Raw genomic sequence first — 24,965 nt, forward strand, 5'->3', positions numbered from 1 at the left:
GCAAGATGACCTACACTAGTTTTTATTTGGTTGCTTTAAATTTAAGTACAAAAACCGCCCAACCACAATGTAGCAGACCGATAAAAGCGAGCGTTTTATGCCTTTTTGAAGTGGTAAATTCTATGCCCATAGCTTGTAAATTTAGCAGTGGCTTTAAAATTTTCAACAAAGTAGAAATTTGAAGTTGAGATAACTCACACTGGCTTTAAATTTAAGAGAAATTTGTTTGCTAAAACAAAATCTTGAGCCATTTTTGAAGTTACACTTTCTTTTAAAACAAGGTAGTTCTTGCTGATAAATTTGATGACTTTAAAAATTTAGATAAAAGTAGAAATTTAAAGGCGGGAAAGCCCCGCCAGATATTATTTATGAAGCTCTTTTGTGTAAAACTCAACTGAGCCAAGACCCTCTTTTAGTGCCCACTCGTAAGCTTTGCTTATAAATTCCCAGTTTATGTTCTCATAAAAAGTCTCTAGGTATTTTGGGCGAGCGTTGAAGTTGTCGATGTAGTAAGCATGCTCCCAAACATCAACGACTAGAAGTGGTACTTTGCCGTCGCTCACTGGAGTTTTTGCGTTGCTAGTTTGTATGATCTCTAGCTTTTTACTGCTTGGATCAAATACAAGCCACGCCCAGCCTGAGCCAAAAAGCGTTGTAGCTGCTTTTAAAAATTCCTCTTTGAAATTTGCAAAATTTGCTTCGATCGCAGCTTTTAGCTCGCTTGACATCTTGCTTTTTTTAGCGATGCAGTCCCAGTAAAAGTCGTGGTTGTAAACTTGAGCAACGTTGTTATAAAGCCCACCTTCGCTATTTGTTAGAATTTCATAAAAAGATGCGTTAGCAAATTTTGTATCTTTTATAAGATTGTTTAAATTTGCTACGTAAGTTGCATGATGCTTGCCATAGTGGTATTCACAGGTTTTTGCGCTAACTACTGCATTGCTATTTGCATCAAATGGAAGTTTTCTAAGTTCAAACATAATAATTCCTTAATAATAAAATTTGTTGTTTCGTATTATAGCCATAAAAAATTAATAAATAAAAATCTTTTAAATTTAGCCGCAAAATATAGGCTAAATTTAAGCAAACCTAAACTTACATTTTTTGGCTGGCTTTTAAGCTTATGAAAAAGCAAACTTAGAGCAAAATATCCCGTGCATTTGGTTAAATAGATTCAAAAAATTTATTAAAAGTAAAAATAAAATAAATTTTATGTGTAAAAAAGTAACAAATATACTTTAAAAGTTTAGTTATAGAAAAATTATAAAAATTTTTTGAAAATATAAATTAGCTTTTAAAAGCATATTTGTTACTAAAATACACATATAAAAATAAACAACTGTGAATTTACGAAACAAAATTTCTAAATTTTTATTTTTGAAATTTATAATGCGTTTAACAAAACCATTACAAAGGATAAAAGATGAAATTCTTACAAGCTTTACTTTTCACTTGTGCCATCAGTGGCTTAGCATTTGGTGCTGATAAGGTCTATACGATCAAATTTGCTCACGTTGTCGCAGCTTCTACGCCAAAGGGCAAGGCAGCTGACTTTTTTGCAAAGCGTGCTGAAGAGCTAAGTGGCGGCAAGATAAAAGTTCAAGTCTTCCCATCAGCGCAGCTACTTGATGACGATAGAGTTTTTGGTGCGCTAAAACTTGGCAACGTTCAAATGGCAGCTCCAAGTTTTTCTAAATTTACACCTATCGTGCCGCAGTTTCAGCTATTTGACCTGCCTTTCATCTTTAAAGATGCAGACCACCTTCACAAGGTTCAAGATGGCGCAGTTGGCGAGGAGCTAAAAGGCCTTGTGACTAAAAAAGGCTTTGTAGCGCTTGATTACTGGGATGCGGGATTTAAGCACTTTAGCTCGAGCAAAAAACCGATCCTTGTGCCAGAAGATGCAAAAGGACAAAAATTTAGAATTCAAAGCTCAAAAGTGCTTGAAGAGCAGATCAAAGCGATCGGTGGCAACCCACAAGTTCTGCCATTTTCAGAGGTTTATTCTGCGCTTCAACAAGGCGTAGTTGATGCGACCGAAAACCCACTATCAAATTTCTATAACTCTAAATTTCACGAGGTTCAAAGCTCGCTTACGCTTTCACACCACGGATATCTAGGCTATCTAGTCGTTATGAGTGATAAATTTTGGAACAAACTACCAGATGATCTAAAAGCAAATGTAAAACAAGCTCTAAGCGAGGCTACAGCTTACGAGAGAGAAGAGACAGCTAAAGAGGACGCTCATGTCATAGCCGAGCTTGAAAAATATATAGCAGAGACTAAAAAGCTAGAAATTTTCAAGATAGACGACGCACAAAAAGCTGAGTGGGAGAAGACTATGCAGGCTATCTATCCTAAATTTTACGATGTCATCGGCAAAGAGCTTATAGAAAAAACAATCGAGACAAAATAATGAAAAATTTCATTAACGCTCTTGATATATTGATAGTCTCGCTCAATAAGACTATCGCCGTTTTAGGGCTAGCTAGTGGAACGCTACTAGCCTTTGCTAACGTCATGGCTAGATATTTTTTTGACAAAAGCTGGTCATGGGCGAGCGAGCTATCAAACTACTTATTTATATGGTCGGCGTTTTTTGCCGCAGCGTATGGCTTTAACAAGGGCATCCACGTGAGCGTAACTATCTTGGTGGAGAAATTTCCACCAGCGCTCGCGAAGGCATGCCTGCTCTTTTCGCACATCTTAACGACTGTCTTTTTGATATTTATCGCGGTTTATTCGGTGGATTATCTTAAAATTTTGCACGAGATCGAGCAGATGATAATAGACCTTGGCATACCTCAATGGGTCCCTATGCTAGTGCTTCCAATAGCCTTTGTCACAGCTAGCTACCGCTCGGCTGAAAAGGCTATCAAAGTAGCTCTAACTCCTGCAGCAAAGGTCGTAAGCAACGAAGCGCACGAGCTAGCTCATGGTAGCGTAGTCAAAGACTAAGGAGAAAAAAGATGACAATAGCATTTTTATTTATCCTGCTTTTTGCACTTATGCTAATAGGCGTGCCAGTCGCGGTTTCGCTAGGCACAAGCACCGTTTTAACGATGATATTTTTTACAGATATCGACATCGCTACGATCCCGCAGCTCATATTTGATGGTATCAATAAATTTTCGCTAATGGCGATCCCGATGTTTATCTTGGCTGGAAATTTACTAAGCAAAGGCGGCTCAGCAAGGCGTATCATCGACTTTGCAAAGTCTATGGTTGGGCACTTGCCAGGCGGCTTGCCTATGAGTGCGATATTTGCCTGCATAATCTTTGCAGCGGTCTCTGGAAGCTCACCTGCAACGGTTGTGGCTATTGGTTCAATTATGTTTGCAGCGATAAAAGAGGCTGGCTATCCAAAAGAGTACGCAGTGGGCGGCATAACTACGGCTGGCTCGCTTGGAATTTTGATCCCACCTTCGGTTGTTATGATAGTTTATGGCGTAACTGCTGAGGTTAGTATCGGTAAGCTCTTTATGGCGGGCGTCGTGCCAGGTCTTATGCTTGGTGCTTTTATGTTAGTTCAAACTTATGTCGGAGCAAAAAAGCTTGGATTTAAAGCGACTAAGGCTGAGCCACTTAAAGCAAGAGTGCAGAAATTTGCAAAAGCATTTTGGGCTTTACTAATCGTCGTTGTGGTTATTGGCGGAATTTATGGAGGCATATTCACTCCGACTGAAGCTGCTGCGGCAAGTGCGGTCTATGCGCTATTTATCTCGCTTTTTATCTATAGAGATATAAAGATAAAAGATCTTTGGGATATCTGCCTAGACTCAGCCCTTACAACAGCTATGATATTTTTCATCATCGCAAACGCCGTTGTTTTTGCATATTTGCTAACTAGCGAGCAGATCCCTCAAGCGATCGCTTCTATGATACTTGATGCAAATATCGGCATGATAGGGTTCTTGATATTTGTAAATATCTTGCTCTTTATCATGGGTCAGTTTATGGAGCCTTCAAGCGTTATCATGATCATGGTGCCGCTCTTGCTTCCGATAGCTACGCAACTAGGCGTTGATCCTATTCACTTTGGTATCATCTTGGTTGTAAATATGGAGATAGGTATGGTCACTCCGCCTGTTGGACTAAATTTATTTGTCGCAAGCGGTCTTACAAATATGAACTTAAAAGAGGTCATTGTGGCGTGCTTGCCATGGACGCTAACCTTGTTCTTTGGCCTTATCTTGGTTACTTATATACCGCAAATTTCACTTTGGCTACCAAACATAATGTATGGACATTAAAATTTAGAGGCTTAGGCCTCTAAATTTATCCTTTTGGATCGTAATCCGCACTCATAACGATATTTTTACCATTTCTCTTACCGACATAAAGTAACTCGTCAGCTTGCTTGATCATTTTTTCTATACTAAACTCACCTGCGCCATCATGTGCAACAACTCCAAATGTCATAGTTGCATTTATTTTTATATTTTCAAACTCAACTATGTTTTTATTAAGAGTCTCTCTTACGCGCTCTACGATACTTACAGCTACATCTTTTTTTACACCCAAGACGACTGCTAAAAATTCTTCTCCGCCAAATCTAGCTACTCTATCTTTATCTCTAAATGTATTTTTAAATATGCCTGATAAGCTTTTTAAAACAGCATCTCCTGCGCCGTGTCCATAGGTATCATTTATCTTTTTAAAGTTATCAATATCGCACATAACGATAGCAAAGTCCCTATTTTTATAAAGATCGTTTTGACTTAAAATTTTCTGCATCGAAGTACGATTTAAAAGTCCTGTTAATGGATCGTGATTTAAGATATTTTCAGCCATCTCTTTTTCCTCTAAGATGCTTAAAAATATAAATAAATTTGAGCTTTCCAAAAGGTACGAAACGATAACCGAAAATACGCAAACCATACTTAAGTTAAAAACAAAAAGTAGATCTTTAAAGCCGTCAAAATCTTTTACAGGCTGGCCATCTAAATATATATAGCAGACTATGGATAAAATTATTTGCGTTGCAACTATTATGTAGTTAAAAAATTTATAGGTAAATGACGTAAAAAATAGTATTAGCGACGATGCTAAAAACAATAACCCAAATCCGTATCCCCATCCAAGTGTCAGCATACAAACTAATGCATGAAATAAAATTTCAAGCTGGACTATTACCATTGTTATCTTGTTATTTTCAGGGCTATCATAAATAAGCCTTAAAAGAAAAAGATAGGTTGCTACTGAAAATACATTCGTAACTGCTAGAATTTCTTCTTTCATAAATAAAAAGATAAAAAAATAACAGACATGAGTTAATAATATTGAAAATATGATAATTTTTTGAGCCGTATAGAGTGAAATTCTACGCATCCGAGCCCTTTTTTAAAATTTCTAATTCGATGCGGTCTTTGCCATTTTGCTTGCCTTCGTAAAGCAGCTTATCTACTAAAGTTATGGCTTGCTCAAAATCCACCTCAATACCATTTGCACATATTAGCATGCCAAAGGTCATAGTAACTGGAGTTTTATCTGGAAGTTTTGCGTTGTTTATCTGTTTTTTAAGTCTTTTGCTCACTTCGTGGATAAATTCTATCTTTGTATCGGGCAAGATTATCAAAAATTCTTCTCCGCCCCAGCGGCAAACATAGTCTTTACCTCTAAATGATTTCTTCAAAGCACTGGCTACATCTTTTAAGACCTCATCGCCACAGTCATGCCCATATGTATCGTTTATTTTTTTAAAATTATCAATATCACCTAGCATTATGACTAAATTTGTATTACCACTTCTTTCCTTATTAGCAACTAGTTCAAATCTTAAAGTTTTTTCTATTATTCTTCTATTTAAAAGCCCCGTTAAAAAATCATGCTTTGAGTCCTTTTCAAGCTCTTCCGTCTCTTTTCTTATTTGCTGATATCCACTAGAAGTGATGATATCTGCAAACATTGAAAGTCTTAAAACAATAAAAAAAGCAAAAACAATACTGCATATAACTATCGCCCCTCGTATAGCCGATGGGATCAGCGGTGCCTCATCTTTGTGAATAAAATAAAGAAGTATAAGCAAGATTAATTCTAAAAATGCCATTATATAAGTAAGACTCTTTGAATCAAACGCTAGGAAGTAGTTTATAAAAATTACACCAACGAGTATTATCCAAATTCCAGTATTCCAACCCATAGTAGTAACAATAATAGTAACAAGTAATATGATATTTAGGTGAAATGCAAGAGATATTAATACTCTATATTTTATGTCAAATTTTATTCTAAGCAATATACCAGCTGCTATAAATAATAAGCACATAAAAAGTAGTGGTGTAGCTATGATCATAAAAAGCAACAAAGATAGTGCATTTGCAGCTATCATAACGTCTAATATCGTTTTATAGATATCATCGATCGCTTTATAACTACTTTGATCTACAAAATCGTGTGTCAAACAAAACTCCCTGTAAATTTATTCCATTAAATTTCATTAAGTATTTTTAATAAGAGTCGTAACTATCCTCATCCTCGTCACTATCTTCGTAGTTGTAGTCATTTTCATCGTAATTATAGTCATAACTATCGCTACTATCGTCCTCATCGTCATTAAATTCAGAGTAGTCTTCTTCTACTTCTTCATAGTCAAAATCATCACTCATTGTTTTCTCCTTAAATTTTATCTTTGATACTTTCAATATACAAGCTTTGGCTTGGGAATGCGAAATTTAGACCATTTTGCTTTAAAATATCCATAATCTTTAGCATTACATCTTGTTTGACATCTAGAAATTCTCCCCAAACGATAGTCTTTGCAAAACAATAAACTAAGATATTTATCGAGCTATCTGCAAAATCATCAACCACGACAAATAAATTTGATTTATATCCAGCATAATCATCAACCGAAACTATACTTTGTCTATATTTTAGCCCTTTTTTCTTTGCTGTTATATCCTCACTTTTGGCAATATCTGGATGATTTATCAACATAGTTTTTATGTCATCTACACATTTTTTAATCTCATCAGTTGTCGCTCCATACTCAATGCCAATTAGCATTCTAATACGTCTACCAACTTTTCTTCTACTCCAGTTTCTAACAGGATCACTTGCTAGTTTTGAGTTTGGCACAAAGATTAAAGCATTATCAAAACTTCTGATAGTCGTCTTTCTAAAGCCAACCTCAACGACAGTACCTTCTATATCACCACAAACTATCCAATCACCTTGCGAAAATGAATTATCAAAAAGCATCATAACAGAAGCAAAGAAGTTTGCGATGATATCTTTTGCCGCAAAAGCAACAGCAAGACCACCGATACCAAGTGAAGCTATGAGCGCTGATATATCAAAGCCAAGCTTTTGAAGAATTAGTAAAAGTGCGATTATTAATACAATTACATAGACTACTTTTAAAACTAAATTTACGACCTCTTTTCGTCTACTCTTTTGTGCGATTTTATCGATTATTACTATGCCATAACCATTTAGGATAGTTAAAACAAGCCATGAAAATGCGACTATATAGACGATCGAGAATATATTTGCTAGAGTTAGTGGCACTGGCACTGGATAAAAGCCAACACCGATACAAATATTTAGCGCATAAATGATAAGAAGTGCAGAGATAGGCTTTTTAACGATATCTACTATCTGATCCTTTGCCTCCTTTACGCCTTCGCCTGATGCAATGAGTGACATAAGCCAGTATGTGAGTTTGGCAAGAATTCTTGTAAGTGAGACAAAAAATAAAAATACTACGATTATAACTACGATCTTACCAACGTTAAATTTTGTCGAATTTATAGAAGTTAGCTTATTTATATATTCGACCGTATCGACTAAATTTAGCTCTGATAAGATCATGCTTGAGCTTAGAAGATCGGCATTGTTTTTAAGATAGATTAAAATTTCCTCATCAGTCTCTTTTTTTAAATCAAGCTCGGCAAATGCGTTATCGTAAGAGCTTGAAGTCTCATTTAGAGAATCTTTTAGCTCTTTTATACTGACGTAAGAATTTGTTTGTAAATTTAAAAGTCCGTTATCTATCACCTCTTTTATAGAGTTTGCTTTAGCGCCTTTTTTAAATATTTCTTCAAGATTAATTAAAGCTGAGAAATATGCATAATCTATCTTCATTTTCTCAAGCTCAATAGCACTTTGAACGTAAGCATCTTTGTTTAATTGCTTCTCTAATTTAGCTACTTTTTTTTCTAAATTATTTTTTTGCAAAATAAATTTATCAATATCGTTTTGAGTTACTTCAATCTGCATAACATATAGTGGAATTTTTTCCAAAAGGTCATTTTTTTTCTTTTGAAGTCCAGCTAAATTTGAATTATCAGCTTTTGTTGAGTTTGTATCTTTTTGCTGTGCTTTTATGATTTGGATTTGATTATTTAAAGTTAAAATTTGATTTGTTAGGCTTAGTATATTTTCTTCTTGAGTTTTATTATTTTCAGCACCAAAAAGCATTATAAATGAGAGCAAGACGATTGTTAAAATTTTACGCATTTTCACCCCTTTTATCTGCTAAAAGTTTGAATGTGCCCTCTTTTAAATCGTAGCTAAAAATTTCACCGGTTTCTATAATGTAGTGCCAGCCATAAATTTGAAGGTTTCCTCTTTCATACTCCTCTTTTACATTTGGATAAGTCATTATATTTTCGATCGAATTTATCACATTTAATCTCTCAGTTAGCCACGCCATTTTTGCTGGATCGTCGCTTGTAAATTTAAGCACTTCTCGCTTGATCGGCTCTATTAGCTTTATCCAATTTCTAACATTTGGCGTGGTCTTGAGCTTTTTTTCATCCATATAAAGCGCTGCACATCCGCCGCAGTCAGAGTGCCCGCAAATAATGATATTTTTGATATTTAAAAGCTCTAATGCATATTCGATAGCCGAAGTCGTTGCCAAAAATTCCTCGCTCACTCTATAAGGTGGCACGATGTTTGCAATATTTCGCACCATAAAAAGCTCGCCTGGAAGGCAGTTTGTTATCAAATTCGGTACTACTCTTGAATCAACACAGGATATAAAAAGGGTATGCGGGTCTTGTCTATTTTGTAGACTTTTAAAGAGCTCTTCATGCTCTAAAAAGCCATCTTCCATAAATTTTACCGCACCTTCAAGTAGCGAGTCATCCATAGAAATTTATCTCCATTTTTTATATTTTTACGCGATTATAGCAACTTTTATTTAATCTAAAAAATACTTTAACATATAAATTTTTAACTAATATAATTTGTTAAAATTCTTTTTATTCATTGTTTAATTATTTTAGGCTAAACTCATTCAAAAATTCATAAGGAGATAAAATGAGTCTGTATGATAGGAACTACGCAAAACAAAATCAAGAAGAACTTGCGTACTCTCAAAGCTCACTAAGCACTTTTATAAAACAAACTTATCAACTTTTTGCAGCATCACTACTTTCAGCAACAGCTGGCGCTTATGTAGGTATTAGCATAGCTGGCGTTTTTGCGGCAAATAGATTTTTGTTCTGGGGACTTGTAATAGTCGAGTTTGCACTACTTTTTGGCTTAATGGCAGCTAAACGCAAAGAGGGATTAAATTTAATACTTCTATTTGCGTTTACTTTCATAAGTGGCCTTACGCTAACTCCGCTACTTTCAGCGATCTTGGCTATGCCAAGTGGAGCTGGTATTGTAGCTCAAGCATTTGGACTAACAACAGTTGCTTTTGGTGCGTTAAGTGTCTTTGCAATGAATACAAAACGTAACTTTACAACAATGGGTAAAATGTTGTTCATAACCTTAATTGTTATCGTTGCAGCAGCTATTATTAATATCTTTGTTAAAAGCACAATGTTTCAACTTGTAATCGCAAGTATTTCATCGATCTTATTTAGCGCATATATACTTTTTGATACGCAAAATATTATCCGTGGAAACTACGAAACTCCAGTTGAAGGCGCAGTTGCTTTGTATCTTGATTTTGTAAATCTATTTACATCATTACTACAAATTTTAGGAATTTTTAATAGAAATGACTAAAGATGAGCGCATCTACCGAGTAATAGATGCGAATCTAAATAGGCTAAAAGAAGGGCTTCGTGTCGTTGAAGATATAAAAAGATATGTCTTTGATGACGCTAAGCTCGCCTACAAAATAAAATCCCTCCGCCACAAAGCAAAGATCCCACAAAAAGAATTTTTAAAATTTAGAAATTCTCAAAATGATGTCTTAAAAACTAGCACGAAAAGCGAACAAGCTAGAGAAAATTTAGACGAGATAATCACTGCAAATTTCAAGCGCGCCCAGGAGAGTGCTCGCGTGCTTGAAGAGTGCTTTAAGCTCATAAATTTAGAACAAGCCGAGCTTTTTAAAAGCATAAGATACGAGCTTTATGAGCTTGAAAAAGAACTTTAACTAAAAATTTAAATCTTTTCTTGTATAATCGCAACCAATTATTTTTAAAAATTTAAAGGAAATTTCGTGAGTTTAATATTTTTGATCTTACAGTTTGCTCTAGCTGTCATCATAACTATCGCTGTTTTACTTCAAAAAAGCTCATCTATCGGACTTGGGGCATATAGCGGAAGTAACGAGAGTCTTTTTGGAGCAAAAGGACCAGCTGGATTTTTAGCTAAATTTACTTTTATCGTAGGTATTTTATTTATCTTAAATACACTTGCACTTGGATACTTCTACAATAAAGATCTAAAACGCTCTATCGTTGATAGCTTCGATAGTAAATCTCTAGTCATACCAAAGTCAAACGACGTACCATCAGCTCCTAGTGCACCACAAACTCCAGCAAAATAACAATGATAAAAACACTTTTAGCGTCATTTTTGACGCTAACATTTGCTTTAGCAGACGCTCATATTTTAGTCTATCATCGCTTTGATGATCCAAGACATACAAGCACTGATATTTCTATTAAAAATTTAAGAGAGCAGTTTGAATATTTCAAAAATAATGGCTATGAAGTCGTTAAACTCTCAAAGCTAGTCGATGCTGTAAATGCTGGCGAAAAAATACCTGATAACTGGATCGTCATCACTGTAGATGATGGTTATAAAAGTTTCTATGACAAGGCCCTTAGTGTATTTAAAGAGTATAACTATCCATTTGCACTAATGCTTTATGTGGAAGCCAGTGCAAATAAATATGGCGATTATTTAGATTTTGATCAGATTAAAGAACTTGAGGCTTATGGCGAGATTGGGTACCACTCGTACGCTCATCCAAGAATGACAAAGCTTAGCGATGAGGCATTAAGGGAGGATTTTCAAAAAGGCGTAGAGACCTTTGAAAAGCACATGGGTTATAAGCCAAAATATTTCGCGGTACCATACGGCGAGATCGATAACAGAGTTGTCTCTTTGGCAAAAGAATTTGGCTTTTTAGCCCTTTTAAATCAAAACTCAGGTGCGGTTTCAGACAAGAGTGATGTTTACGATCTCTATAGAACACCAGTAATGAACGGTACCAAAATAGCACTAACATTTAATAGTAAATTTCTAAATGCCCAGTGGATATTTCCAGAGGGCTATCCGCAAAATAATGCGATCGACAAGCTAATCATCAAAACCGATACAAATGCTAGTGAAGGTAGTTTTTTTATGACTGGCTTTAATGGCTTTAAAAAAGTACCTATGACAAATGGTGTTTTTGAATGTAAATTTAACCCCCCTCTCGATAAACGCAAAGTTTTAATATCACTAAAAGTAGATCATCAACGAAGTACAAAACTTCTAATAAAGGACATCAATGCTAAATAAAATTTACGAAACACAAAAAGAAGGCTGCGAAAAAGCAATAGCTTCATTAAAACGTGACTTTACAACGCTTAGAACGGGTAAGGTAAACATTAATATTGTAGATCATGTAATGGTTGATTATTATGGTTCGCCAACTCCGCTCAACCAAGTGGCCACTGTGCTTACAAGCGATGCTTCAACTATTGCTATTACACCTTGGGAAAAGAGCATGATAAAAGCGATCTCTTCAGCTATCCAAGCAGCAAATATCGGCGTCAATCCAAATAGTGATGGTGAGAGTGTCAAGCTATTTTTTCCACCTATGACCGTCGAGCAACGCCAAGAAAATGCAAAACATGCAAAATCAATGGGAGAAAAAGCCAAAGTTAGTATAAGAAACGTAAGAAAAGATGCAAATGATGAAGTAAAAAAACTTGAAAAAGACAAAGCTATAACTGAGGATGAGAGTAAAAAGGGGCAGGATGAGGTTCAAAAGATAACTGACACCTACACTGCAAAAATCGATACTCTTGTAAAAGAAAAAGAAGCCGAGCTTTTAAAAATCTAAAATTTTTAGAAATTTTTCCTTATCTAGCTACTTTTATGTAGCTAGATATTCTCTCAAAATAATATTTCAAAAAAATATTTATTAGCAAGTAGTTTAATTTTTTGTCTGTTGCACTTTTATCTATTAAATATAAATAGAACCTAGACTACATAAAACATAGCCACTACTTTGTCTTTAAACTATTTTCATGGATTGCTTTAATTTAAATTTTTATTTTGGATGTGTATTACAAATATTGTTTTAATAATTTAAGGCAGCTAAAAATAAAATATAAAAACTCTTAAACTTTTCCTTATCTTACAATGTCTTACTTTAAATAAGAAATTTACTGATATTTTTAGTTCTAGTAAATTTTGGACTGAATTTTTATAAAAATTTTCTTATAGGCATTATGAATAATAAATTAGATGTATGGCCGGGAGATAGGGATTCGAACCCCAGGAGGCTTTCACACCTCAACGGTTTTCAAGACCGCCGCTTTCGACCGCTCAGCCATCTCCCGAATTAAAGATTTGTGATTATAACCAACTTTGCTTAAAATTTACTATAATCTTTAAAATTTACTCTGTTTTTTCTTTAATATATGTAGCTCCATCATTTATCTTTTCTTTGGTCCATTCTTTGGCATTATGAGTATCTTCTTTTACGCCATGCCAAGTATTTGAACAACCAGCTACAAAAAATGATATACAAGCTGCTAAAAATAAATTTCTCACTATTATTCCTTCGAGTAGTTATTTTTGAAGTTTGGAGGCGACACCCGGATTCGAACCGGGGATCAAAGCTTTGCAGGCTCATGCCTTACCACTTGGCCATGTCGCCATATCGTGGTGCCCGAGACCGGACTTGAACCGGTACGGTAAAAACTACCGAGGGATTTTAAGTCCCTTGCGTCTACCATTCCGCCACTCGGGCTAAGTTAATGGAGCGGGAAACGAGATTCGAACTCGCGACCCCAACCTTGGCAAGGTTGTGCTCTACCCCTGAGCTATTCCCGCGTTAAAGTTTGCAATATTATCCAAAAATTGCTTAAAATTTTATTTTACTAAAACAAATTTCAAAATATTGTAAGCCATAAAAAGATAAAATGCCAAAATCTATTTGGGGTTATAGCTCAGCTGGGAGAGCGCTTGAATGGCATTCAAGAGGTCGGCGGTTCGATCCCGCTTAACTCCACCAACAGACGTTTTCAGGGGTTTTCAAACCTTGTCAAAAAAAGCTTTTCAAAGCCTAAATTTAGGGCTTTTACCACTTTTTAAGCTCTCATCTCTTATCATTGCATTTCATCTAATATCACTCTTTTGAGTGTGTATCTGAGTGTAAAAAAATATTTTTAGTAACTTTTTACACTCAAAAACAAGGGTTACGAAATGGCAAGCTTTACAAACGATTTGGCACTAAAAAAATTTACACTCAAAAATAAAAATCGTGAGTGGGTAAAAGATGACGGAGTAAAATTTTTATATGTGCTTGCTTACAAGACCCAAAAAGAAACCACCAAAACATTTTATTTCAAGTATCAAGAGAGCGACGAGAAGCGAACAACAAAACAAATTAGGCTAGGCAAATATCCAAGCATTACGCTAGCAGAAGCAAGGGCGAAAGCCTTAGAGCTAGAGAGGTTAAGAGATAGGGGCGAAGACTTGCAGACAGCCACAGCCAAGCAAAAAGCTATCACGTTTAAAGATGTAGCCGATGAGTGGATAGAAAAAGAGCAGAGCAAAAGCCTCGTATCGACTAAGAAGCAAATAGGGCGTGTAAAAAATCATCTCATCTTTTATTTAGGTAGCAAAGAGATAACCGCTCTAAAGCGTAGAGATTATATGCAAGTAATCGAGCAGATACAAGCACAAGAAATCAAAAAGGGCATAACACACTAAACATCAGAGCGAACATTTAGGTTACTTCGCAAAATCTTAGATTTGGCAGTAAATAAGGGCTACATCGAACACAATCCAACACGAGATATTATTTTTAATGATACTTTCAAGACCTCATCAAATAACCACTACAAGGCAATAACCGAGCCAAGCAAGCTAAAGAGCTATTAAGAGCAATGCAGGACTATCAAGGCTCGTTTTGCACGCAGCAAGCGTTAATATTTGGCGTGCATACCTTTTTACGCAGTGCAAACGTGAGAGAACTAAAATGGCAATACGTGGATTTTGAGAATGATTTAATTACATTTCCAGCCGAAGCAATGAAGCTAAGAGAAATTTTTTATATGCCTATTAGTAAGCAAGTAAAGAAGCTTTTAAAAACAATGCTAGAGCATAAAAGGGGCGATTTTGTCTTTCCTAGTGGCATAAGTGCTACAAGACCGCTAAGCGATAGCACCCTCAACCAAGCGATTAAGCGGTTAGGCTTTGGCGATGAAATGGTTTTTCACGGCTTACGCACGACAGCAAGCACGCTACTAAATGAAAACATCAAAAATCACGGCTTTAGTAGTGACGTGATAGAGCTTTGCCTAGACCACAAAGAGCGAAGCAGTGTAAAAGCTATTTATGACAGAAGCCAAAGGCTGGACGAGAGGGCGGAGTTAATGCAGTGGTGGAGTGATTATTTAGATGAGTTGTGGTCTTAATAAAAAATTTAGTGGTGGCTTTGATCCTATTAACACAGATATTTTGAAAATAATAGAGGTAAAACCAAGCAAAGACAATGAAATATTTATAACCTTTGTTACTCAAGTAGTTTTTTTATTTTCTTATGACCTAGCCGAGAGAAATAAAGACAAAGTTTTCATAACATACGAAAAATTTATTAGTATCACACCCTTTTTAAAAGAATTAGAGGACCATTTTACTTTTATCAATAAAAAAATAACAATAGACCAAATTAACCAAGAAAAAATAATATTATTATCAGAAGCTTTTTATCAATATATTTGCGATGAGGTAAAGCAAAAAGTTACAAAAGCAAAAAGAAAGCCGACAAAAGCCCTAAATCAAGATATTAGCCTAATTTTAAAAACAGCTTGTTTCCTTGAAACAAAGACCAACATTAATACCAACATTATTACGGCAAAAGCCAACAAAAGTTTAAATATAGCCCTGGACGTTATTTATGACCTATTAGATGAGTTAGCAAAAACAAAAAGTAGCAATAGGTGCAAAAATATTTTTTTAAAAGAAACAGCATATTTTAAACAAGAAGCCAGCGTTAGCGATATTAAAAAAATTCTACAAGATATAAATAAAACTCATAATTTAAAGCTAGATACATATTTAAAAAATATGATTAACGCACTAGTTGAAGCAAAAAACAACATTGTAAAAATCCTACTTAGTGAAAAACATTTTTAAAAAGTCTATTTTAAGCATTTTTTAAAAACAAGCACGCCTTTTTTATTCCGTAATAATTCTCCCATATCAAATCAACTTAAGCATATCAAGCTTGCAAGCATTCAGGCTTAACCATTTGAGAAAAATTACATATAAAAGGATTAAAAATGCAAAACAAAGCCCTACTAAATTCAAGAGAAACAGCGGAGTTTTTAGGCATAGGAGTATCGACGCTTTACAGATACAAGAAATCAAGCGACTTCCCAAAACCTATCATCTACACAAATCAAACCATACGCTTTAAACGTGATGACCTTGAAGCTTTCATGTATAAAAAGCAAGGCGGAGCGACACCAGAGCAAGGGGGCGAAAGATGAAGCCCCTAAAGCCAAGATACGACAAGCTAAGCGAGGAGGATTTTTACTTAGGCTTTATGCTAATAGTAAAAAAGCGTAACCCTAGCCTATTAAAAGCCATAAAAGAGGGCGAAACTAGCAAGCAGACCGATGACGCTCTAGACATAGCCCTTAGCTTTTATGATACATCGCTACAACTAGCAAGAGAGATCAACGAACTAGAGGACGAAATCAGACGGCTAAAATCTAAGCCGTCGAGTAATGCACCTCAACGCAAGAAAGGATAATAAGATGAGGTTAGAAATAACAACAGCAGGCAAAGGCGGAGCGATTATCGCTATCGAGCCTCAAAAGATAAAAGAATTTACTAGCCATTTAAGAGCTTACGGCGTTTCTAGTGTGAAAGAAGCACCACAAGGGTTAATAAATATGGCTTACGATCTATTTTACATCAACAAAAACCTAAGAAAGCAAGTAAGAGAACTAACGGAGCAAGGATACAACGATGAAAGCAATAGTAGCATTTAATGATCTAAATTTAGAGATTTCGGAGTATCAAGACACGTGGAGCTTATCTAATAAGCAAGTCGCAGATGGATTTGGCGTAAGTGAGGAAGCTATCAGGCAGCAAAAGGCTAGAAACGAGTTTAAAGAGAGCGTGCATTTTTACACCGTGACAAATTGTAACGGTGGCGCGGATAAGACATTCTGGACGAAAAAGGGCGTTATTACTTTGGGCTTTAAATTGCGTGAAACTCCACAGACGATTTTATTCAGGGACTGGGCGAGCGATTTTATCCTAAACAGCAGTAACCGCCCTTTGGATATTCAAAACGTCTTAGCAGACCCGCGCGTATTCGCACAGCTGGCATTAAGATACGCAGACGAACAAGACAAAAACAAACAGCTAGAGCATAAGATCGAAGCTGACGCGCCTTATGTAGATTTCGCGCGCGCCGTCGAGGTTAGCAAAGGCGATATTAAAATAGGCGAATATGCGAAAATCCTTTGTGATAAGAATGAAGGCGTAATTATAGGACAAAACCAGTTATTCGCTCTAATGCACGAACTAGGGATTTTGATGTTTAATAATGAACCTTTGCAAAAGTATCTAAATATGGGCTATTTTAGACGCAAACCGCGACCATTTACAAAGCCAAACGGCGAGCAATGCTTAGACCTTATCACTCTAATAACGCCAAGGGGTCAAGTAAAATTAGCTAAAAAGCTAATCGAGGCTATAAAAGCTAAAAATACGCCTCGAATAAAGAGCTAATTAAAGAATTTTAGGGGCGGTCAAGCCGAGCAAGTTTAGCCGCCCTTAACAAGGTTACGAACGTGGATATTTTAGCAGAAGTTGAGAATATTATCAACACAGCCGAGAGCAAAATTTACATAGACACCATAAGGGCGACTTTTTATAAAAAGGCTATTACGCAAAAGACCCATAAAAAATTGATCTTTTAAAAAGCATAGCAAAGGCTTATGGCAAAAAATGGCAAAAGCTGCATAAGCAGACAGCCAAAGCGGTAAAAATCGAACGCAGGCACGAGTTTAAAGGTTATGAGATAGTAAATATTTATGCTCTTAGTGACTTGCCTATTTTCTACGCCACTCTAAAAAGCGCAGGCAATGAGCCACAAAAGGCTTTATTTGAAGTTTATGGACTTAGGCAATATAACAAGACACCACCACCGCGAGAGCTAATAGCGGAGCTTCTAGGCGTGATAAATAACGTTTCATCACTTGACCTTTGTTTTGATAAGGATAGCCCCTTTAACCTTGACCCTTTTTGTGATGAGGTTATTAGCTTTGAAAATACCAAGTATCTAAAAAATAACGATGTATTAAGTAGAGTGTATTTTTATGACAAGGCAAAGAAAAATAATCTAAACTTGCCTATCTACCGAGCCGAAGCCGTAGTAAGCATAAACCCTAAAAGCAAAGATAACCCCTTGCCTCTCAAGCAAAGGCTAAATTTGCAACTCCCATACGTCCTAGATGAGTTTAAATCCATACTAGACAAGACCACTAAAGAGCAAGGCACGATCAAGCCCTACAAGTCAAAAGAGAACAAAAGAGAGCTAAGAGCATAAGCGGATATTTGCAAGGAGGGCTTTAAAGCACCCTCGGTGAATTTCTTTGTGTAAGTGAAGTAGGCGCAATAAGTGCGCCCTCGAATTTCGCCGTAATTATACAAGCCATTTTTAAACAAATCAAGCAAAATCTATTATGATAACCAACCGAGATTTTGGCTCGTTACCTCAACGCAAGATAAAATCACTGCCCCAAATTTTAGGGTGAGCAGTGAAGCTCTTAAATATGAGCTTTGTCCGTCCCCTTAAAATTAAGGACGCGAGCCGACCCATAAAATAGGCTATCCGCCCAACTAGCCCTAACAATGAAACCCAAACAACCCTATTATCAAAGCTTGAGCCTTGCAAGTGAAACGTAAAAGCTACCTACGTTAAACATAGCCAGCTTTAAAAGATGACCTAGATTTAATCTACCTCATCGCTCCACAAAAAAAGGAACGCAAAAGATAACAGCCAAAGGGGTGGATTATATCCGCCTCCATAAAAAAGGGAGCAGGTTATCACTTTTTTTGGTGAAAACCCTAGCAATAAAAATGGATTTCACAAAAAAAATGAAAACGGCTTTTATCCTTAAGCCAAAACAGCCATTTTTTAGCTTGCTTAAGGTTTCATAAAAAAGGGTATTGCAAAGCGTTTCACTCTCTACTATTTTTTTGGCCATTTTTACCCTTTTTGTATAAGTCAAAATCAAAGCCAACACCGAGGGGCTAGAGCTTAGCAAGCAAGCCACGCACGAGCGAAAATCGCAATTTAAGAAAACGAACGTATAGTGTGCCCCTGTAAAACTACCCTACAATGACCTTTTTGTTACAAAAAATCTCCCTTTATCCTTAAGTGAAAAAATTAATTATCAAGGGGGCTAAAAATATTTACATTAAGGTTAAAAATGAGAAATTTTTTTACAAAAAAAGTGAGATGGGTTAATTGCAAATTTACAGAAGCAAAGATTGATTTTATAGACTACAAAGACACTTCACTTTTAAAGTATTGCTTGTCAGAGAGATTTAAAATCATGCTTGGTATAATCTAAAAAACCAAAAAAGGATGAACTTCTTAAAATACACGCTTTGAAGCAAAGTGAAAATTGCAATTAAGAAAATTTGATAAGGACAAACTTGAAAATAGCGATAAATGGCACGAGTGGTTTTGTTGGCTCAAATTTGTGTGAGTTTTTAGCTTCAAAAGGGCATGAAATTTTAAAAATAAAGCGTGAGATTTATGCGGATATTTCAGCTTTGACTGAGATTTTGCAAGAGTATGATGCTCTAATAAATTTAGCTGGTGCAAACATCTCGCAAAGATGGAGTCAAAGCTATAAAAATGAGCTTTTTAATAGCCGAATTGCAAGTACGAAAAACCTTGTTTTGGCACTTTCAAAGACTTCAAAAAAGCCCAAAATTTTCATCTCAACTTCGGCGGTTGGCATTTATGAGAGCGGTTTAATACACGATGAAAGTTCGCAGAATTTTAATAAAGGATTTTTGGGAAAATTGGCGGTGGCTTGGGAAAATGAAGCGTTAAAGGCCAGTAAGCTTGGCGTGAAAACGGCGATTTTTAGGCTTGGCGTAGTGCTTGGCAGAGGGGTTGATGGCAAAACGGGCGGTGCTTTGGCCAAGATGTTGCCGATTTTTAAGCTAGGTCTTGGCGGCGTTTTGGCAGGCGGAAAGCAGAGCTTTTCGTGGGTGCATCTGGACGATTTGCTAAAAGCTTATGAGCTTGTGCTAAATCGTGAAATTTCAGGCATTTTTAACCTTGTTTCGCCAGAATTTGCTACCAATGAAAGCTTCACAAAGGCCCTTGCAAACACACTTAAACGCCCAGCCATTTTTAATGTCCCAAGCTTTGTTTTGCAGCTAAAATTTGGCGAAGGCTCGGCGATATTGCTTAAAGGTGCAGATGTGCGACCTGTAAATTTACTAAAACAGGGCTTTGAGTTTAAATTTGGTGATTTAAACGCTGCTTTGAGTGAAATTTTAAGCTGAGATTTTTTAAAGGCTCAACAAAACTTAAGCAGATTTTCTCTTATCAATTTTAGTAGTTTCTGATATAAGTTTTCCTGTGTAGTTTTAGTATCATATTTAAATTCACATTCCTTTAAATGTAATAAGAAATTCTCTTTCCTTATCCCTTTAAATAGCGTAATTTTGAGCTGGGTGAATTAAATTCATACAGCTTTTTTAAAAGGGCGTATCTAGTTAGATCAAAAACGCCCCTAAATGTTAAAGAATATCGTATTTTACGTAGTTAGAGCCAAGATCAAAGTTGAGCTGGGTAAGTTAGGTTTAGGTAGCTTTTAAAGGATGTCATCACAGCTGACACCCTAGGGTGCGTATATGTCACTCTATCGGTAACGCTTGTGTAACACTTGTAACGTTACATACGTTACAAGTAACGGACGAACTCGTTACAAGATGATATTAATCCTCTTTGTTTTCTACCTCATCAAATATCGCTTTTATATCATCGTATTTTTTAGCTTTAATATGGCTAGCCAAAAAAGGCTCTACCCAATAAGGGATATTTTGAGAGCTACCCCAATTATTTACAGACGAGGGCAAAACTCCAAGCAAATCAGCAAAGCCCTTTTTTGATAAATTTGCACGTTTCAATAAATCGTTAAACTCTTTTTTATCCATTTTTGCCCTTTACATAATTATTTAATTAGCTAATAATAGCAAAATATCATTAAAAAAGTATATTAGAGCTTGACAAGATATTTAATTAAGTATATAATTAACTAAAAAAATACTTATTTACATACTTTTGAAGGAGTAAAAATGTTAATCCCAACCAATTCAGACAGACCAATGTTTAAAAGGTTTCATGAGTTTGTTATCGAGCAAAATAATGGCAACACAGAGGTAGGCGAACAAACGCTTTACGATGTGGCATATTCGCTTTTTTATGAGAGCCATGCGCTAAGAAGCGAAAATGCTAGGGTTTTAATGCATAATGGCAAATTTCACGCACAAAATGTCGAGCTAGAGGAGCAAAACGAGCAATTAAAAGCCGAGATAGAGCAAAGAAACCGAAAATTTGAGAAGCTGGCTAGTAATTACGTAGCCTTGTGCGATGAGATAGACGAGCTACAAAAAGAAAATGCAGGGTTAAAAAGTAAATTATCACTAAAGGAGCAAAAATGAAGTTAGTTTTTAACGAAATCAGTGAGAATTTTGAGTTAGGCGTTGAAATAACTTGCGTATTAAACCAAGTATCAACGCTAATGCTAGCAATAGCAAATAAACACGAGAGCATAGACGACAATGAGAGGCTAAACGCTACTTATCTACTAAGTGGCATTTTGCTCGATATTGCCTCAACGCTTGATGATTATGCACTAAAAGACACAAAAGCGACTAAGGAGCAAGGAAATGACAGCCAAGAGATACGTAAGACTATACGAGCTTGAAAAGGCTCGAAGCTTTGATGAGCTAATAAGCACACTAGAGCAAAGCCAGGAAGTTAGCAAAGATGAAGCCATTTATCAAGCAGGTGCTAAAGCGTGGCTATTCGTAGATTATTACATTAACGAGCTAAGGCACGCAGAAGCACAAGTAAAGCACTTGAAAAGACAGCTTGGCCGCCTAAGCCCTGGAGATAAAAGTAAAGAGGACTTTAACAAAAATAATCCCTTAGAAGCCAAAGGGATTTTTAAATGGCATAAGCCCTTAAAAGGTGCGAGCTTGCAAAACGATATGCAAGCAAGCTAATCATAATCTAAAGGGGCGAGGCTAGCCCCTAACCTCATCACTCCACGAGAGTGTAAACAGCCTTTTTCATAAAATACTGAAAAAATCAAAAGGCTAAATCAATGCTACCAAAAGAGCTTAACACACTTGAAACCTTTTTTAAAATCCTCGACAAGTTTTATCCAGACTGGGAGAAGCGAGCAGATGATTATTATTTAACCGAAATAGCCTTTTTAATCCTAAAAGTATTTAACAGCCCTTACACGGACGAAACCATTATTAACAATTTGAGAGTTATGAAAGTGAGTAAATACGATAAAGAGCTAGCCAAAATTTACGCTTTGCCACTAGAGGCTTACTCGTGGATTATGGCAAATAGAATGAAGCCAGACAGAGCAAAGGCGAGCGTAAAACGATATGTAAAAAACGTGATACAAAGAAACAACGAAAAGCTTTCGCAAATGCAAAAAAACGATATACAAAGGAGCAAATAATGGCAAAAATAACAGACAAGATCAGAGAAAAAATATTAGCCGATTTTCATACGGGATTTTTTTCGATTAGGCAAATAGCAGAAAGAGCAGGAGTTAGTCACGTAGCAGTCCATAAGATAGTCAAAGGATTAACACCAAAATTTAAAGAAAAAATTAACGCAGAAGTAGCCTTTAAAACGGAGTTAGCAGATGAAAATTTACAACAAATTAACAGCGTAAATGAGGTAATAAGTGAGGCTACAAAACACCTCATCTTTTTTCAAAATGCAGCATTAACAAATCAAAAAAGAGCTAATGAAATGCTAAAAAATGCCAAAACAATAGGCGATATTGAGGCTCACAGCAGAATAACCGCTAGAAATAAAGAGACCATACTAGGCAAAGAGCCACAAACGATCATAAACAATAACAATACGCAGCAAAACCAAAAGCCAGAGCTAGATTTATCAGGGTTAAGTAATGATGAACTCGAAACACTTGACGCAATACTCTCAAAAGCAAATTAAAGACGAGCTGGCAAGACGTAGCCTAATTCGCTTTGTAACCGAAATCAACCCAAGCTATCAGGTCGGCTGGTTTAACAAAGAAATAGCAGATAAGCTGGAGCGATTTTATCTTAACGTAATGGATGGTAAGCAGCCACGCTTAATGATATTTGCACCGCCTAGAAGCGGTAAAAGTGAGTTATTTAGCAGGGCTTTTCCAGCGTGGGCTTTTGGCAAAAATCCAAATTTGCAAATAATAGCCAGCTCATATTCAAGCGATTTAAGCACAAGAATGAATAGGGACGTCCAGCGTATAATAATGAGCGAGCCTTACGCTGAAATTTTCCCCGAAACAAAGCTAAACTCCAAACGTGTCGTAACCGCAACCCAAAACGCCCTTAGAAATAGTGAAATATTTGAGATTGTAGGACACACGGGCGCGTATAGGAGCGCGGGCGTAGGCGGAGGTATTACGGGTATGGGAGCGGATATTTCAATTATTGATGACCCTATCAAGGACGCAGCAGAAGCAAATAGTGCAACTTTTAGGGATAGAGTGTGGGACTGGTATGTTACAACCCTTTACACAAGACTAAGCCCTAAGAGTGGCATATTATTAGGCATGACAAGGTGGCATGAGGACGATTTAGCAGGGCGATTAATCCAAGAAGCTCAAAAAGACGGCGACAAGTGGGAGATATTATCCTTTCCAGCAATAGCCGAACACGACGAGGAGCACAGAAAAGAGGGCGAAGCATTACACCCAGAAAGATACGATTTAAACAGACTATTAAAAATAAAAAGTGCGTTAGGCTCTTATGCGTGGAATGCTCTTTATCAACAGCACCCAAGCACTAAGGGCGGAGATATTATACAAGGGGCGTGGTTTGGTCGTTATGATGTAGCACCAAGAATTAAGCGTGTAGGTGTTTTTATGGATACGGCTCAAAAGACTGGCGAGCAAAACGATTACAGCGTTTTATTATTAGCTGGCTTAGGATATGACAACGCCATTTATTTACTAGACCTAAAGCGTGGCAAATGGGACGCAGTAGAGCTTGAAAATGCCACTAAAGATTTTTTTGCCAAGCATAAGACTACATACAGCGGACTAATGTTTTACATAGAGGACAAATCAAGCGGAACGGGGCTAATCCAAAAAATAAAACGTGAAAATAATATCCCAGTAAGAGCCGTAATACCACAAAAGGATAAATACACTAGAGTTTTAGACGTTGTAGGCTACATTGAGAGCGGATATGTAAATTTGCCTACTAACGGAGCGTGGGTTAGTGATTTTGTGGATGAGTGCGAGAAATTTACCGCCGATAACAGCCACTTACACGACGACCAAGTCGATACGCTCACAATGGCAATTAGTGAGTTTAAAAATAAGCCTAGTGGGATTTGGGGGCATATTTCAGACTAAATTTTAACAATACAAGCTAAAATAATCAAAAGAAAGGGTTACAAATGCAGACATTAACCATACAAGCAGACGAAGCACTAATAAGCCAAATAGTAGCAATAAGCAAGGCTCTAGCTAATACGACTAATCAAAAGCTAATTATCGATGATGGTTACGCAGACGAGCTAAACGCACGAGCCGATGAAGCCAAACAAGGCAAAGGGCTAATAGACGAAGCTCAAGCACGCAAGATGATAGAGCAGATAAAAGATGGCGAATATGCACGTAAAATTTCATAATCGCTTTTTTGACGAGCTTAACACAATAAAAGAGTTTATCGCAAAGGATAGCGTAAATAGAGCCAACAGTTTTGTCGATGATGTTTTTAATAAGTGCTTAGATTTAAAAGATACACCCACAGCTCATAGACTTAGCCAAAAAGTAAAAAAGAATAATGCTAGAGATTTGATATTTAAAGGCTATGTGATACCTTACTTGATAGATGATGAGGTTATTTACATACTAGGCATTTACAAGGCTAACGAGTGGGAAGCGTGAAACGTAATAAGGTAGTAATGTTTCACAAAATAACCTTAATTAAGTTTTCGAGCAAAAAAGAGATGAAAACTAATTTTTCTTAAGCCAAAACGACCACTTTAAGCGTCCGAAACTTAAATCATTTAACTTTACAACTTTGAAACCCCCTATTTTAAGCACTTATGATAGTTTTGTATTGAAAACTAAACTTTTCATAACCAACAAATCAAACATTTGAAGCTTAAAAAGTTAGAGTGTATAAATGAGTGTAAAAATTATTAATTTTAATTTTGTTAAAACTCGATAAAAACGGGCTTTAAAGCTAAAAACATTTTCTGCTTAACTCCACCATAAATCTAAATA

Annotated in this window: 35 protein-coding genes, 5 tRNA genes and 2 pseudogenes; 29 read left to right on the top strand and 13 right to left on the bottom strand. The window is 36.2% G+C overall.

Annotated features, from left to right (window positions below):
• Positions 1 to 5: 5 nt before the first annotated feature.
• Entirely contained in the window at positions 6 to 182 is a 177-nt protein-coding gene (locus tag G6W45_RS04620) for a hypothetical protein (RefSeq protein ID WP_159071037.1), read from the top strand.
• 180 nt (positions 183 to 362) lie between these two features.
• Here G6W45_RS04620 and sodB read toward each other — a convergent pair whose 3' ends face one another.
• Entirely contained in the window at positions 363 to 980 is a 618-nt protein-coding gene (gene sodB / locus G6W45_RS04625; protein WP_107710082.1) for a superoxide dismutase [Fe], read from the bottom strand.
• A gap of 443 nt (positions 981 to 1,423) precedes the next feature.
• Here sodB and G6W45_RS04630 point away from each other — a divergent pair, with 443 nt between their 5' ends.
• From G6W45_RS04630 to G6W45_RS04640, 3 genes are read left to right on the top strand one after another with little or no spacing between them, the layout of a single operon-like run.
• Positions 1,424 to 2,416, top strand: a complete 993-nt coding sequence (locus G6W45_RS04630) for a DctP family TRAP transporter solute-binding subunit (protein WP_002941552.1) — start codon at positions 1,424 to 1,426, stop codon at positions 2,414 to 2,416.
• Positions 2,416 to 2,958 carry a TRAP transporter small permease gene (locus tag G6W45_RS04635; RefSeq protein ID WP_103571352.1) on the top strand — a complete coding sequence of 181 codons (543 nt, stop codon included), beginning with the start codon at positions 2,416 to 2,418 and terminating at the stop codon, positions 2,956 to 2,958. Before G6W45_RS04630 ends, G6W45_RS04635 begins: the two co-directional genes overlap by 1 nt.
• Before the next feature lie 11 nt (positions 2,959 to 2,969).
• Positions 2,970 to 4,253 (top strand): TRAP transporter large permease, encoded by a 1,284-nt coding sequence (locus tag G6W45_RS04640; RefSeq protein ID WP_194167685.1) that lies wholly within the window; start codon positions 2,970 to 2,972, stop codon positions 4,251 to 4,253.
• A gap of 25 nt (positions 4,254 to 4,278) precedes the next feature.
• Here the strand turns inward: G6W45_RS04640 and G6W45_RS04645 are convergent, their stop codons facing one another.
• Genes G6W45_RS04645 through G6W45_RS04665 form a run of 5 tightly spaced genes read right to left on the bottom strand, consistent with a single transcriptional unit; the run spans position 4,279 to position 9,100 of the window.
• Positions 4,279 to 5,331: a GGDEF domain-containing protein gene (locus tag G6W45_RS04645; protein WP_194167686.1), complete on the bottom strand. Its 1,053-nt coding sequence runs from the start codon at positions 5,329 to 5,331 to the stop codon at positions 4,279 to 4,281.
• Positions 5,324 to 6,403 carry a GGDEF domain-containing protein gene (locus tag G6W45_RS04650; RefSeq protein ID WP_242039061.1) on the bottom strand — a complete coding sequence of 360 codons (1,080 nt, stop codon included), beginning with the start codon at positions 6,401 to 6,403 and terminating at the stop codon, positions 5,324 to 5,326. The genes G6W45_RS04645 and G6W45_RS04650 overlap by 8 nt, the downstream gene beginning before the upstream one ends.
• A 46-nt stretch (positions 6,404 to 6,449) precedes the next feature.
• Positions 6,450 to 6,608 (bottom strand): hypothetical protein, encoded by a 159-nt coding sequence (locus G6W45_RS04655; RefSeq protein ID WP_021091126.1) that lies wholly within the window; start codon positions 6,606 to 6,608, stop codon positions 6,450 to 6,452.
• Positions 6,609 to 6,618: 10 nt separating this feature from the next.
• Positions 6,619 to 8,463, bottom strand: a complete 1,845-nt coding sequence (locus G6W45_RS04660; RefSeq protein ID WP_194167687.1) for a mechanosensitive ion channel domain-containing protein — start codon at positions 8,461 to 8,463, stop codon at positions 6,619 to 6,621.
• Positions 8,456 to 9,100, bottom strand: coding sequence for a carbonic anhydrase (locus tag G6W45_RS04665; protein WP_072595207.1), 645 nt, complete (start codon positions 9,098 to 9,100; stop codon positions 8,456 to 8,458). The genes G6W45_RS04660 and G6W45_RS04665 overlap by 8 nt, the downstream gene beginning before the upstream one ends.
• Before the next feature lie 170 nt (positions 9,101 to 9,270).
• Between G6W45_RS04665 and G6W45_RS04670 the strand changes: the two genes are divergently transcribed.
• The 5 genes from G6W45_RS04670 to frr all read left to right on the top strand — a co-directional run bounded on the left by G6W45_RS04670 (position 9,271) and on the right by frr (position 12,250).
• Positions 9,271 to 9,969: a Bax inhibitor-1/YccA family protein gene (locus G6W45_RS04670; protein ID WP_194167688.1), complete on the top strand. Its 699-nt coding sequence runs from the start codon at positions 9,271 to 9,273 to the stop codon at positions 9,967 to 9,969.
• Positions 9,962 to 10,345, top strand: coding sequence for a thiamine-phosphate pyrophosphorylase (locus G6W45_RS04675; RefSeq protein WP_194167689.1), 384 nt, complete (start codon positions 9,962 to 9,964; stop codon positions 10,343 to 10,345). The genes G6W45_RS04670 and G6W45_RS04675 overlap by 8 nt, the downstream gene beginning before the upstream one ends.
• 66 nt (positions 10,346 to 10,411) lie before the next feature.
• On the top strand, positions 10,412 to 10,741 hold the full coding sequence (gene secG, locus G6W45_RS04680) for a preprotein translocase subunit SecG (RefSeq protein WP_194167690.1): 330 nt from the start codon (positions 10,412 to 10,414) through the stop codon (positions 10,739 to 10,741).
• 2 nt (positions 10,742 to 10,743) lie between these two features.
• The gene (locus G6W45_RS04685; protein ID WP_194167691.1) at positions 10,744 to 11,703 is read left to right on the top strand and encodes a polysaccharide deacetylase family protein; all 960 of its coding nucleotides are present in this window, start codon (positions 10,744 to 10,746) and stop codon (positions 11,701 to 11,703) included.
• Positions 11,693 to 12,250, top strand: a complete 558-nt coding sequence (frr, locus tag G6W45_RS04690; RefSeq protein ID WP_072595202.1) for a ribosome recycling factor — start codon at positions 11,693 to 11,695, stop codon at positions 12,248 to 12,250. The genes G6W45_RS04685 and frr overlap by 11 nt, the downstream gene beginning before the upstream one ends.
• 412 nt (positions 12,251 to 12,662) lie before the next feature.
• Here frr and G6W45_RS04695 read toward each other — a convergent pair.
• From G6W45_RS04695 to G6W45_RS04715, 5 genes are all read right to left on the bottom strand, one after another.
• Positions 12,663 to 12,752, bottom strand: a tRNA-Ser gene (locus G6W45_RS04695).
• A 58-nt stretch (positions 12,753 to 12,810) separates the two neighbouring features.
• Complete coding sequence (locus tag G6W45_RS04700) at positions 12,811 to 12,966, bottom strand: hypothetical protein (RefSeq protein ID WP_194167692.1); 156 nt, start codon at positions 12,964 to 12,966, stop codon at positions 12,811 to 12,813.
• A 32-nt stretch (positions 12,967 to 12,998) separates the two neighbouring features.
• A tRNA-Cys gene (locus G6W45_RS04705) sits at positions 12,999 to 13,072 on the bottom strand.
• A gap of 6 nt (positions 13,073 to 13,078) precedes the next feature.
• Positions 13,079 to 13,165 (bottom strand) — tRNA-Leu (locus G6W45_RS04710).
• A gap of 8 nt (positions 13,166 to 13,173) precedes the next feature.
• Positions 13,174 to 13,248, bottom strand: a tRNA-Gly gene (locus G6W45_RS04715).
• A gap of 105 nt (positions 13,249 to 13,353) precedes the next feature.
• Between G6W45_RS04715 and G6W45_RS04720 the strand changes: the two genes are divergently transcribed.
• The 12 genes and pseudogenes from G6W45_RS04720 (at position 13,354) to G6W45_RS04765 (ending at position 19,971) form a co-directional block, all read left to right on the top strand.
• Positions 13,354 to 13,429, top strand: a tRNA-Ala gene (locus tag G6W45_RS04720).
• A 191-nt stretch (positions 13,430 to 13,620) separates the two neighbouring features.
• Complete coding sequence (locus tag G6W45_RS09790; protein ID WP_242039062.1) at positions 13,621 to 14,130, top strand: integrase arm-type DNA-binding domain-containing protein; 510 nt, start codon at positions 13,621 to 13,623, stop codon at positions 14,128 to 14,130.
• 176 nt (positions 14,131 to 14,306) lie between these two features.
• Positions 14,307 to 14,837: a tyrosine-type recombinase/integrase gene (locus G6W45_RS09795; RefSeq protein ID WP_242039063.1), complete on the top strand. Its 531-nt coding sequence runs from the start codon at positions 14,307 to 14,309 to the stop codon at positions 14,835 to 14,837.
• Complete coding sequence (locus G6W45_RS04730) at positions 14,821 to 15,558, top strand: hypothetical protein (protein ID WP_194167693.1); 738 nt, start codon at positions 14,821 to 14,823, stop codon at positions 15,556 to 15,558. Before G6W45_RS09795 ends, G6W45_RS04730 begins: the two co-directional genes overlap by 17 nt.
• A gap of 146 nt (positions 15,559 to 15,704) precedes the next feature.
• A complete protein-coding gene (locus G6W45_RS04735) occupies positions 15,705 to 15,914 on the top strand; it encodes a helix-turn-helix transcriptional regulator (RefSeq protein WP_149700176.1) in 210 nt (69 codons plus the stop codon).
• Positions 15,911 to 16,180: a hypothetical protein gene (locus G6W45_RS04740; RefSeq protein WP_194167694.1), complete on the top strand. Its 270-nt coding sequence runs from the start codon at positions 15,911 to 15,913 to the stop codon at positions 16,178 to 16,180. The genes G6W45_RS04735 and G6W45_RS04740 overlap by 4 nt, the downstream gene beginning before the upstream one ends.
• A gap of 4 nt (positions 16,181 to 16,184) precedes the next feature.
• Positions 16,185 to 16,421 carry a hypothetical protein gene (locus G6W45_RS04745; protein ID WP_194167695.1) on the top strand — a complete coding sequence of 79 codons (237 nt, stop codon included), beginning with the start codon at positions 16,185 to 16,187 and terminating at the stop codon, positions 16,419 to 16,421.
• The gene (locus tag G6W45_RS04750; RefSeq protein WP_194167696.1) at positions 16,399 to 17,169 is read left to right on the top strand and encodes a phage antirepressor KilAC domain-containing protein; all 771 of its coding nucleotides are present in this window, start codon (positions 16,399 to 16,401) and stop codon (positions 17,167 to 17,169) included. The genes G6W45_RS04745 and G6W45_RS04750 overlap by 23 nt, the downstream gene beginning before the upstream one ends.
• 62 nt (positions 17,170 to 17,231) lie before the next feature.
• The gene (locus tag G6W45_RS09925) at positions 17,232 to 17,360 is read left to right on the top strand and encodes a hypothetical protein (protein ID WP_275944601.1); all 129 of its coding nucleotides are present in this window, start codon (positions 17,232 to 17,234) and stop codon (positions 17,358 to 17,360) included.
• Positions 17,361 to 17,488: 128 nt separating this feature from the next.
• Positions 17,489 to 17,989 carry a hypothetical protein gene (locus G6W45_RS04755; RefSeq protein ID WP_196780143.1) on the top strand — a complete coding sequence of 167 codons (501 nt, stop codon included), beginning with the start codon at positions 17,489 to 17,491 and terminating at the stop codon, positions 17,987 to 17,989.
• Positions 17,990 to 18,875: 886 nt separating this feature from the next.
• Positions 18,876 to 19,004: pseudogene (locus G6W45_RS04760) on the top strand (hypothetical protein); the annotation flags it as partial.
• A 100-nt stretch (positions 19,005 to 19,104) separates the two neighbouring features.
• The gene (locus G6W45_RS04765; protein WP_194167697.1) at positions 19,105 to 19,971 is read left to right on the top strand and encodes a TIGR01777 family oxidoreductase; all 867 of its coding nucleotides are present in this window, start codon (positions 19,105 to 19,107) and stop codon (positions 19,969 to 19,971) included.
• A gap of 14 nt (positions 19,972 to 19,985) precedes the next feature.
• Here G6W45_RS04765 and G6W45_RS04770 read toward each other — a convergent pair.
• Together G6W45_RS04770 and G6W45_RS04775 are read right to left on the bottom strand one after the other, a co-directional pair.
• Positions 19,986 to 20,126 (bottom strand): annotated as a pseudogene (locus G6W45_RS04770) (IS1595 family transposase); the annotation flags it as partial.
• 280 nt (positions 20,127 to 20,406) lie between these two features.
• Positions 20,407 to 20,625, bottom strand: a complete 219-nt coding sequence (locus tag G6W45_RS04775) for a helix-turn-helix domain-containing protein (RefSeq protein WP_103559420.1) — start codon at positions 20,623 to 20,625, stop codon at positions 20,407 to 20,409.
• A 141-nt stretch (positions 20,626 to 20,766) separates the two neighbouring features.
• On the opposite strand from G6W45_RS04775, the gene G6W45_RS04780 reads away from it, so the two are divergent.
• From G6W45_RS04780 to G6W45_RS04815, 8 genes are all read left to right on the top strand, one after another.
• A complete protein-coding gene (locus tag G6W45_RS04780; protein ID WP_194167698.1) occupies positions 20,767 to 21,132 on the top strand; it encodes a hypothetical protein in 366 nt (121 codons plus the stop codon).
• A complete protein-coding gene (locus G6W45_RS04785) occupies positions 21,129 to 21,398 on the top strand; it encodes a hypothetical protein (RefSeq protein ID WP_194167699.1) in 270 nt (89 codons plus the stop codon). The genes G6W45_RS04780 and G6W45_RS04785 overlap by 4 nt, the downstream gene beginning before the upstream one ends.
• Positions 21,361 to 21,699: a hypothetical protein gene (locus tag G6W45_RS04790; protein ID WP_194167700.1), complete on the top strand. Its 339-nt coding sequence runs from the start codon at positions 21,361 to 21,363 to the stop codon at positions 21,697 to 21,699. Before G6W45_RS04785 ends, G6W45_RS04790 begins: the two co-directional genes overlap by 38 nt.
• 101 nt (positions 21,700 to 21,800) lie before the next feature.
• The gene (locus tag G6W45_RS09800; protein ID WP_242039064.1) at positions 21,801 to 22,172 is read left to right on the top strand and encodes a hypothetical protein; all 372 of its coding nucleotides are present in this window, start codon (positions 21,801 to 21,803) and stop codon (positions 22,170 to 22,172) included.
• Positions 22,172 to 22,678 (top strand): hypothetical protein, encoded by a 507-nt coding sequence (locus G6W45_RS04800; protein ID WP_194167701.1) that lies wholly within the window; start codon positions 22,172 to 22,174, stop codon positions 22,676 to 22,678. Before G6W45_RS09800 ends, G6W45_RS04800 begins: the two co-directional genes overlap by 1 nt.
• Complete coding sequence (gene terL, locus G6W45_RS04805) at positions 22,632 to 24,086, top strand: phage terminase large subunit (RefSeq protein WP_194167702.1); 1,455 nt, start codon at positions 22,632 to 22,634, stop codon at positions 24,084 to 24,086. Before G6W45_RS04800 ends, terL begins: the two co-directional genes overlap by 47 nt.
• Positions 24,087 to 24,130: 44 nt before the next feature.
• Positions 24,131 to 24,364 carry a hypothetical protein gene (locus G6W45_RS04810; RefSeq protein WP_194167703.1) on the top strand — a complete coding sequence of 78 codons (234 nt, stop codon included), beginning with the start codon at positions 24,131 to 24,133 and terminating at the stop codon, positions 24,362 to 24,364.
• Positions 24,345 to 24,623, top strand: a complete 279-nt coding sequence (locus G6W45_RS04815; protein ID WP_103651578.1) for a type II toxin-antitoxin system RelE/ParE family toxin — start codon at positions 24,345 to 24,347, stop codon at positions 24,621 to 24,623. The genes G6W45_RS04810 and G6W45_RS04815 overlap by 20 nt, the downstream gene beginning before the upstream one ends.
• Positions 24,624 to 24,965 lie beyond the last annotated feature (342 nt).

Source organism: Campylobacter concisus, assembly GCF_015229955.1.
Lineage (GTDB): Bacteria > Campylobacterota > Campylobacteria > Campylobacterales > Campylobacteraceae > Campylobacter_A > Campylobacter_A concisus_AT.

What these genes read in the sequence shown, in the direction of transcription:
- G6W45_RS04735 (WP_149700176.1), top strand. Translation starts at nt 15,705, where the DNA reads ATGCAAAACAAAGCCCTACTAAATTCAAGAGAAACAGCGGAGTTTTTA.
- G6W45_RS04675 (WP_194167689.1), top strand. Translation starts at nt 9,962, where the DNA reads ATGACTAAAGATGAGCGCATCTACCGAGTAATAGATGCGAATCTAAAT.
- sodB (WP_107710082.1), bottom strand. Translation starts at nt 980, where the DNA reads ATGTTTGAACTTAGAAAACTTCCATTTGATGCAAATAGCAATGCAGTA.
- G6W45_RS04800 (WP_194167701.1), top strand. Translation starts at nt 22,172, where the DNA reads ATGGCAAAAATAACAGACAAGATCAGAGAAAAAATATTAGCCGATTTT.
- G6W45_RS04785 (WP_194167699.1), top strand. Translation starts at nt 21,129, where the DNA reads ATGAAGTTAGTTTTTAACGAAATCAGTGAGAATTTTGAGTTAGGCGTT.
- G6W45_RS04670 (WP_194167688.1), top strand. Translation starts at nt 9,271, where the DNA reads ATGAGTCTGTATGATAGGAACTACGCAAAACAAAATCAAGAAGAACTT.
- G6W45_RS04780 (WP_194167698.1), top strand. Translation starts at nt 20,767, where the DNA reads ATGTTAATCCCAACCAATTCAGACAGACCAATGTTTAAAAGGTTTCAT.
- G6W45_RS04645 (WP_194167686.1), bottom strand. Translation starts at nt 5,331, where the DNA reads ATGCGTAGAATTTCACTCTATACGGCTCAAAAAATTATCATATTTTCA.
- G6W45_RS04660 (WP_194167687.1), bottom strand. Translation starts at nt 8,463, where the DNA reads ATGCGTAAAATTTTAACAATCGTCTTGCTCTCATTTATAATGCTTTTT.
- G6W45_RS04775 (WP_103559420.1), bottom strand. Translation starts at nt 20,625, where the DNA reads ATGGATAAAAAAGAGTTTAACGATTTATTGAAACGTGCAAATTTATCA.
- G6W45_RS04630 (WP_002941552.1), top strand. Translation starts at nt 1,424, where the DNA reads ATGAAATTCTTACAAGCTTTACTTTTCACTTGTGCCATCAGTGGCTTA.
- terL (WP_194167702.1), top strand. Translation starts at nt 22,632, where the DNA reads ATGATGAACTCGAAACACTTGACGCAATACTCTCAAAAGCAAATTAAA.
- G6W45_RS04665 (WP_072595207.1), bottom strand. Translation starts at nt 9,100, where the DNA reads ATGGATGACTCGCTACTTGAAGGTGCGGTAAAATTTATGGAAGATGGC.
- G6W45_RS04810 (WP_194167703.1), top strand. Translation starts at nt 24,131, where the DNA reads ATGCAGACATTAACCATACAAGCAGACGAAGCACTAATAAGCCAAATA.
- G6W45_RS04620 (WP_159071037.1), top strand. Translation starts at nt 6, where the DNA reads ATGACCTACACTAGTTTTTATTTGGTTGCTTTAAATTTAAGTACAAAA.
- G6W45_RS09790 (WP_242039062.1), top strand. Translation starts at nt 13,621, where the DNA reads ATGGCAAGCTTTACAAACGATTTGGCACTAAAAAAATTTACACTCAAA.
- G6W45_RS04745 (WP_194167695.1), top strand. Translation starts at nt 16,185, where the DNA reads ATGAGGTTAGAAATAACAACAGCAGGCAAAGGCGGAGCGATTATCGCT.
- G6W45_RS09800 (WP_242039064.1), top strand. Translation starts at nt 21,801, where the DNA reads ATGCTACCAAAAGAGCTTAACACACTTGAAACCTTTTTTAAAATCCTC.
- G6W45_RS04655 (WP_021091126.1), bottom strand. Translation starts at nt 6,608, where the DNA reads ATGAGTGATGATTTTGACTATGAAGAAGTAGAAGAAGACTACTCTGAA.
- G6W45_RS04640 (WP_194167685.1), top strand. Translation starts at nt 2,970, where the DNA reads ATGACAATAGCATTTTTATTTATCCTGCTTTTTGCACTTATGCTAATA.
- G6W45_RS04635 (WP_103571352.1), top strand. Translation starts at nt 2,416, where the DNA reads ATGAAAAATTTCATTAACGCTCTTGATATATTGATAGTCTCGCTCAAT.
- G6W45_RS09795 (WP_242039063.1), top strand. Translation starts at nt 14,307, where the DNA reads ATGCAGGACTATCAAGGCTCGTTTTGCACGCAGCAAGCGTTAATATTT.
- G6W45_RS04790 (WP_194167700.1), top strand. Translation starts at nt 21,361, where the DNA reads ATGACAGCCAAGAGATACGTAAGACTATACGAGCTTGAAAAGGCTCGA.
- frr (WP_072595202.1), top strand. Translation starts at nt 11,693, where the DNA reads ATGCTAAATAAAATTTACGAAACACAAAAAGAAGGCTGCGAAAAAGCA.
- G6W45_RS04740 (WP_194167694.1), top strand. Translation starts at nt 15,911, where the DNA reads ATGAAGCCCCTAAAGCCAAGATACGACAAGCTAAGCGAGGAGGATTTT.
- G6W45_RS04685 (WP_194167691.1), top strand. Translation starts at nt 10,744, where the DNA reads ATGATAAAAACACTTTTAGCGTCATTTTTGACGCTAACATTTGCTTTA.
- G6W45_RS04730 (WP_194167693.1), top strand. Translation starts at nt 14,821, where the DNA reads ATGAGTTGTGGTCTTAATAAAAAATTTAGTGGTGGCTTTGATCCTATT.
- G6W45_RS04815 (WP_103651578.1), top strand. Translation starts at nt 24,345, where the DNA reads ATGCACGTAAAATTTCATAATCGCTTTTTTGACGAGCTTAACACAATA.
- G6W45_RS04750 (WP_194167696.1), top strand. Translation starts at nt 16,399, where the DNA reads ATGAAAGCAATAGTAGCATTTAATGATCTAAATTTAGAGATTTCGGAG.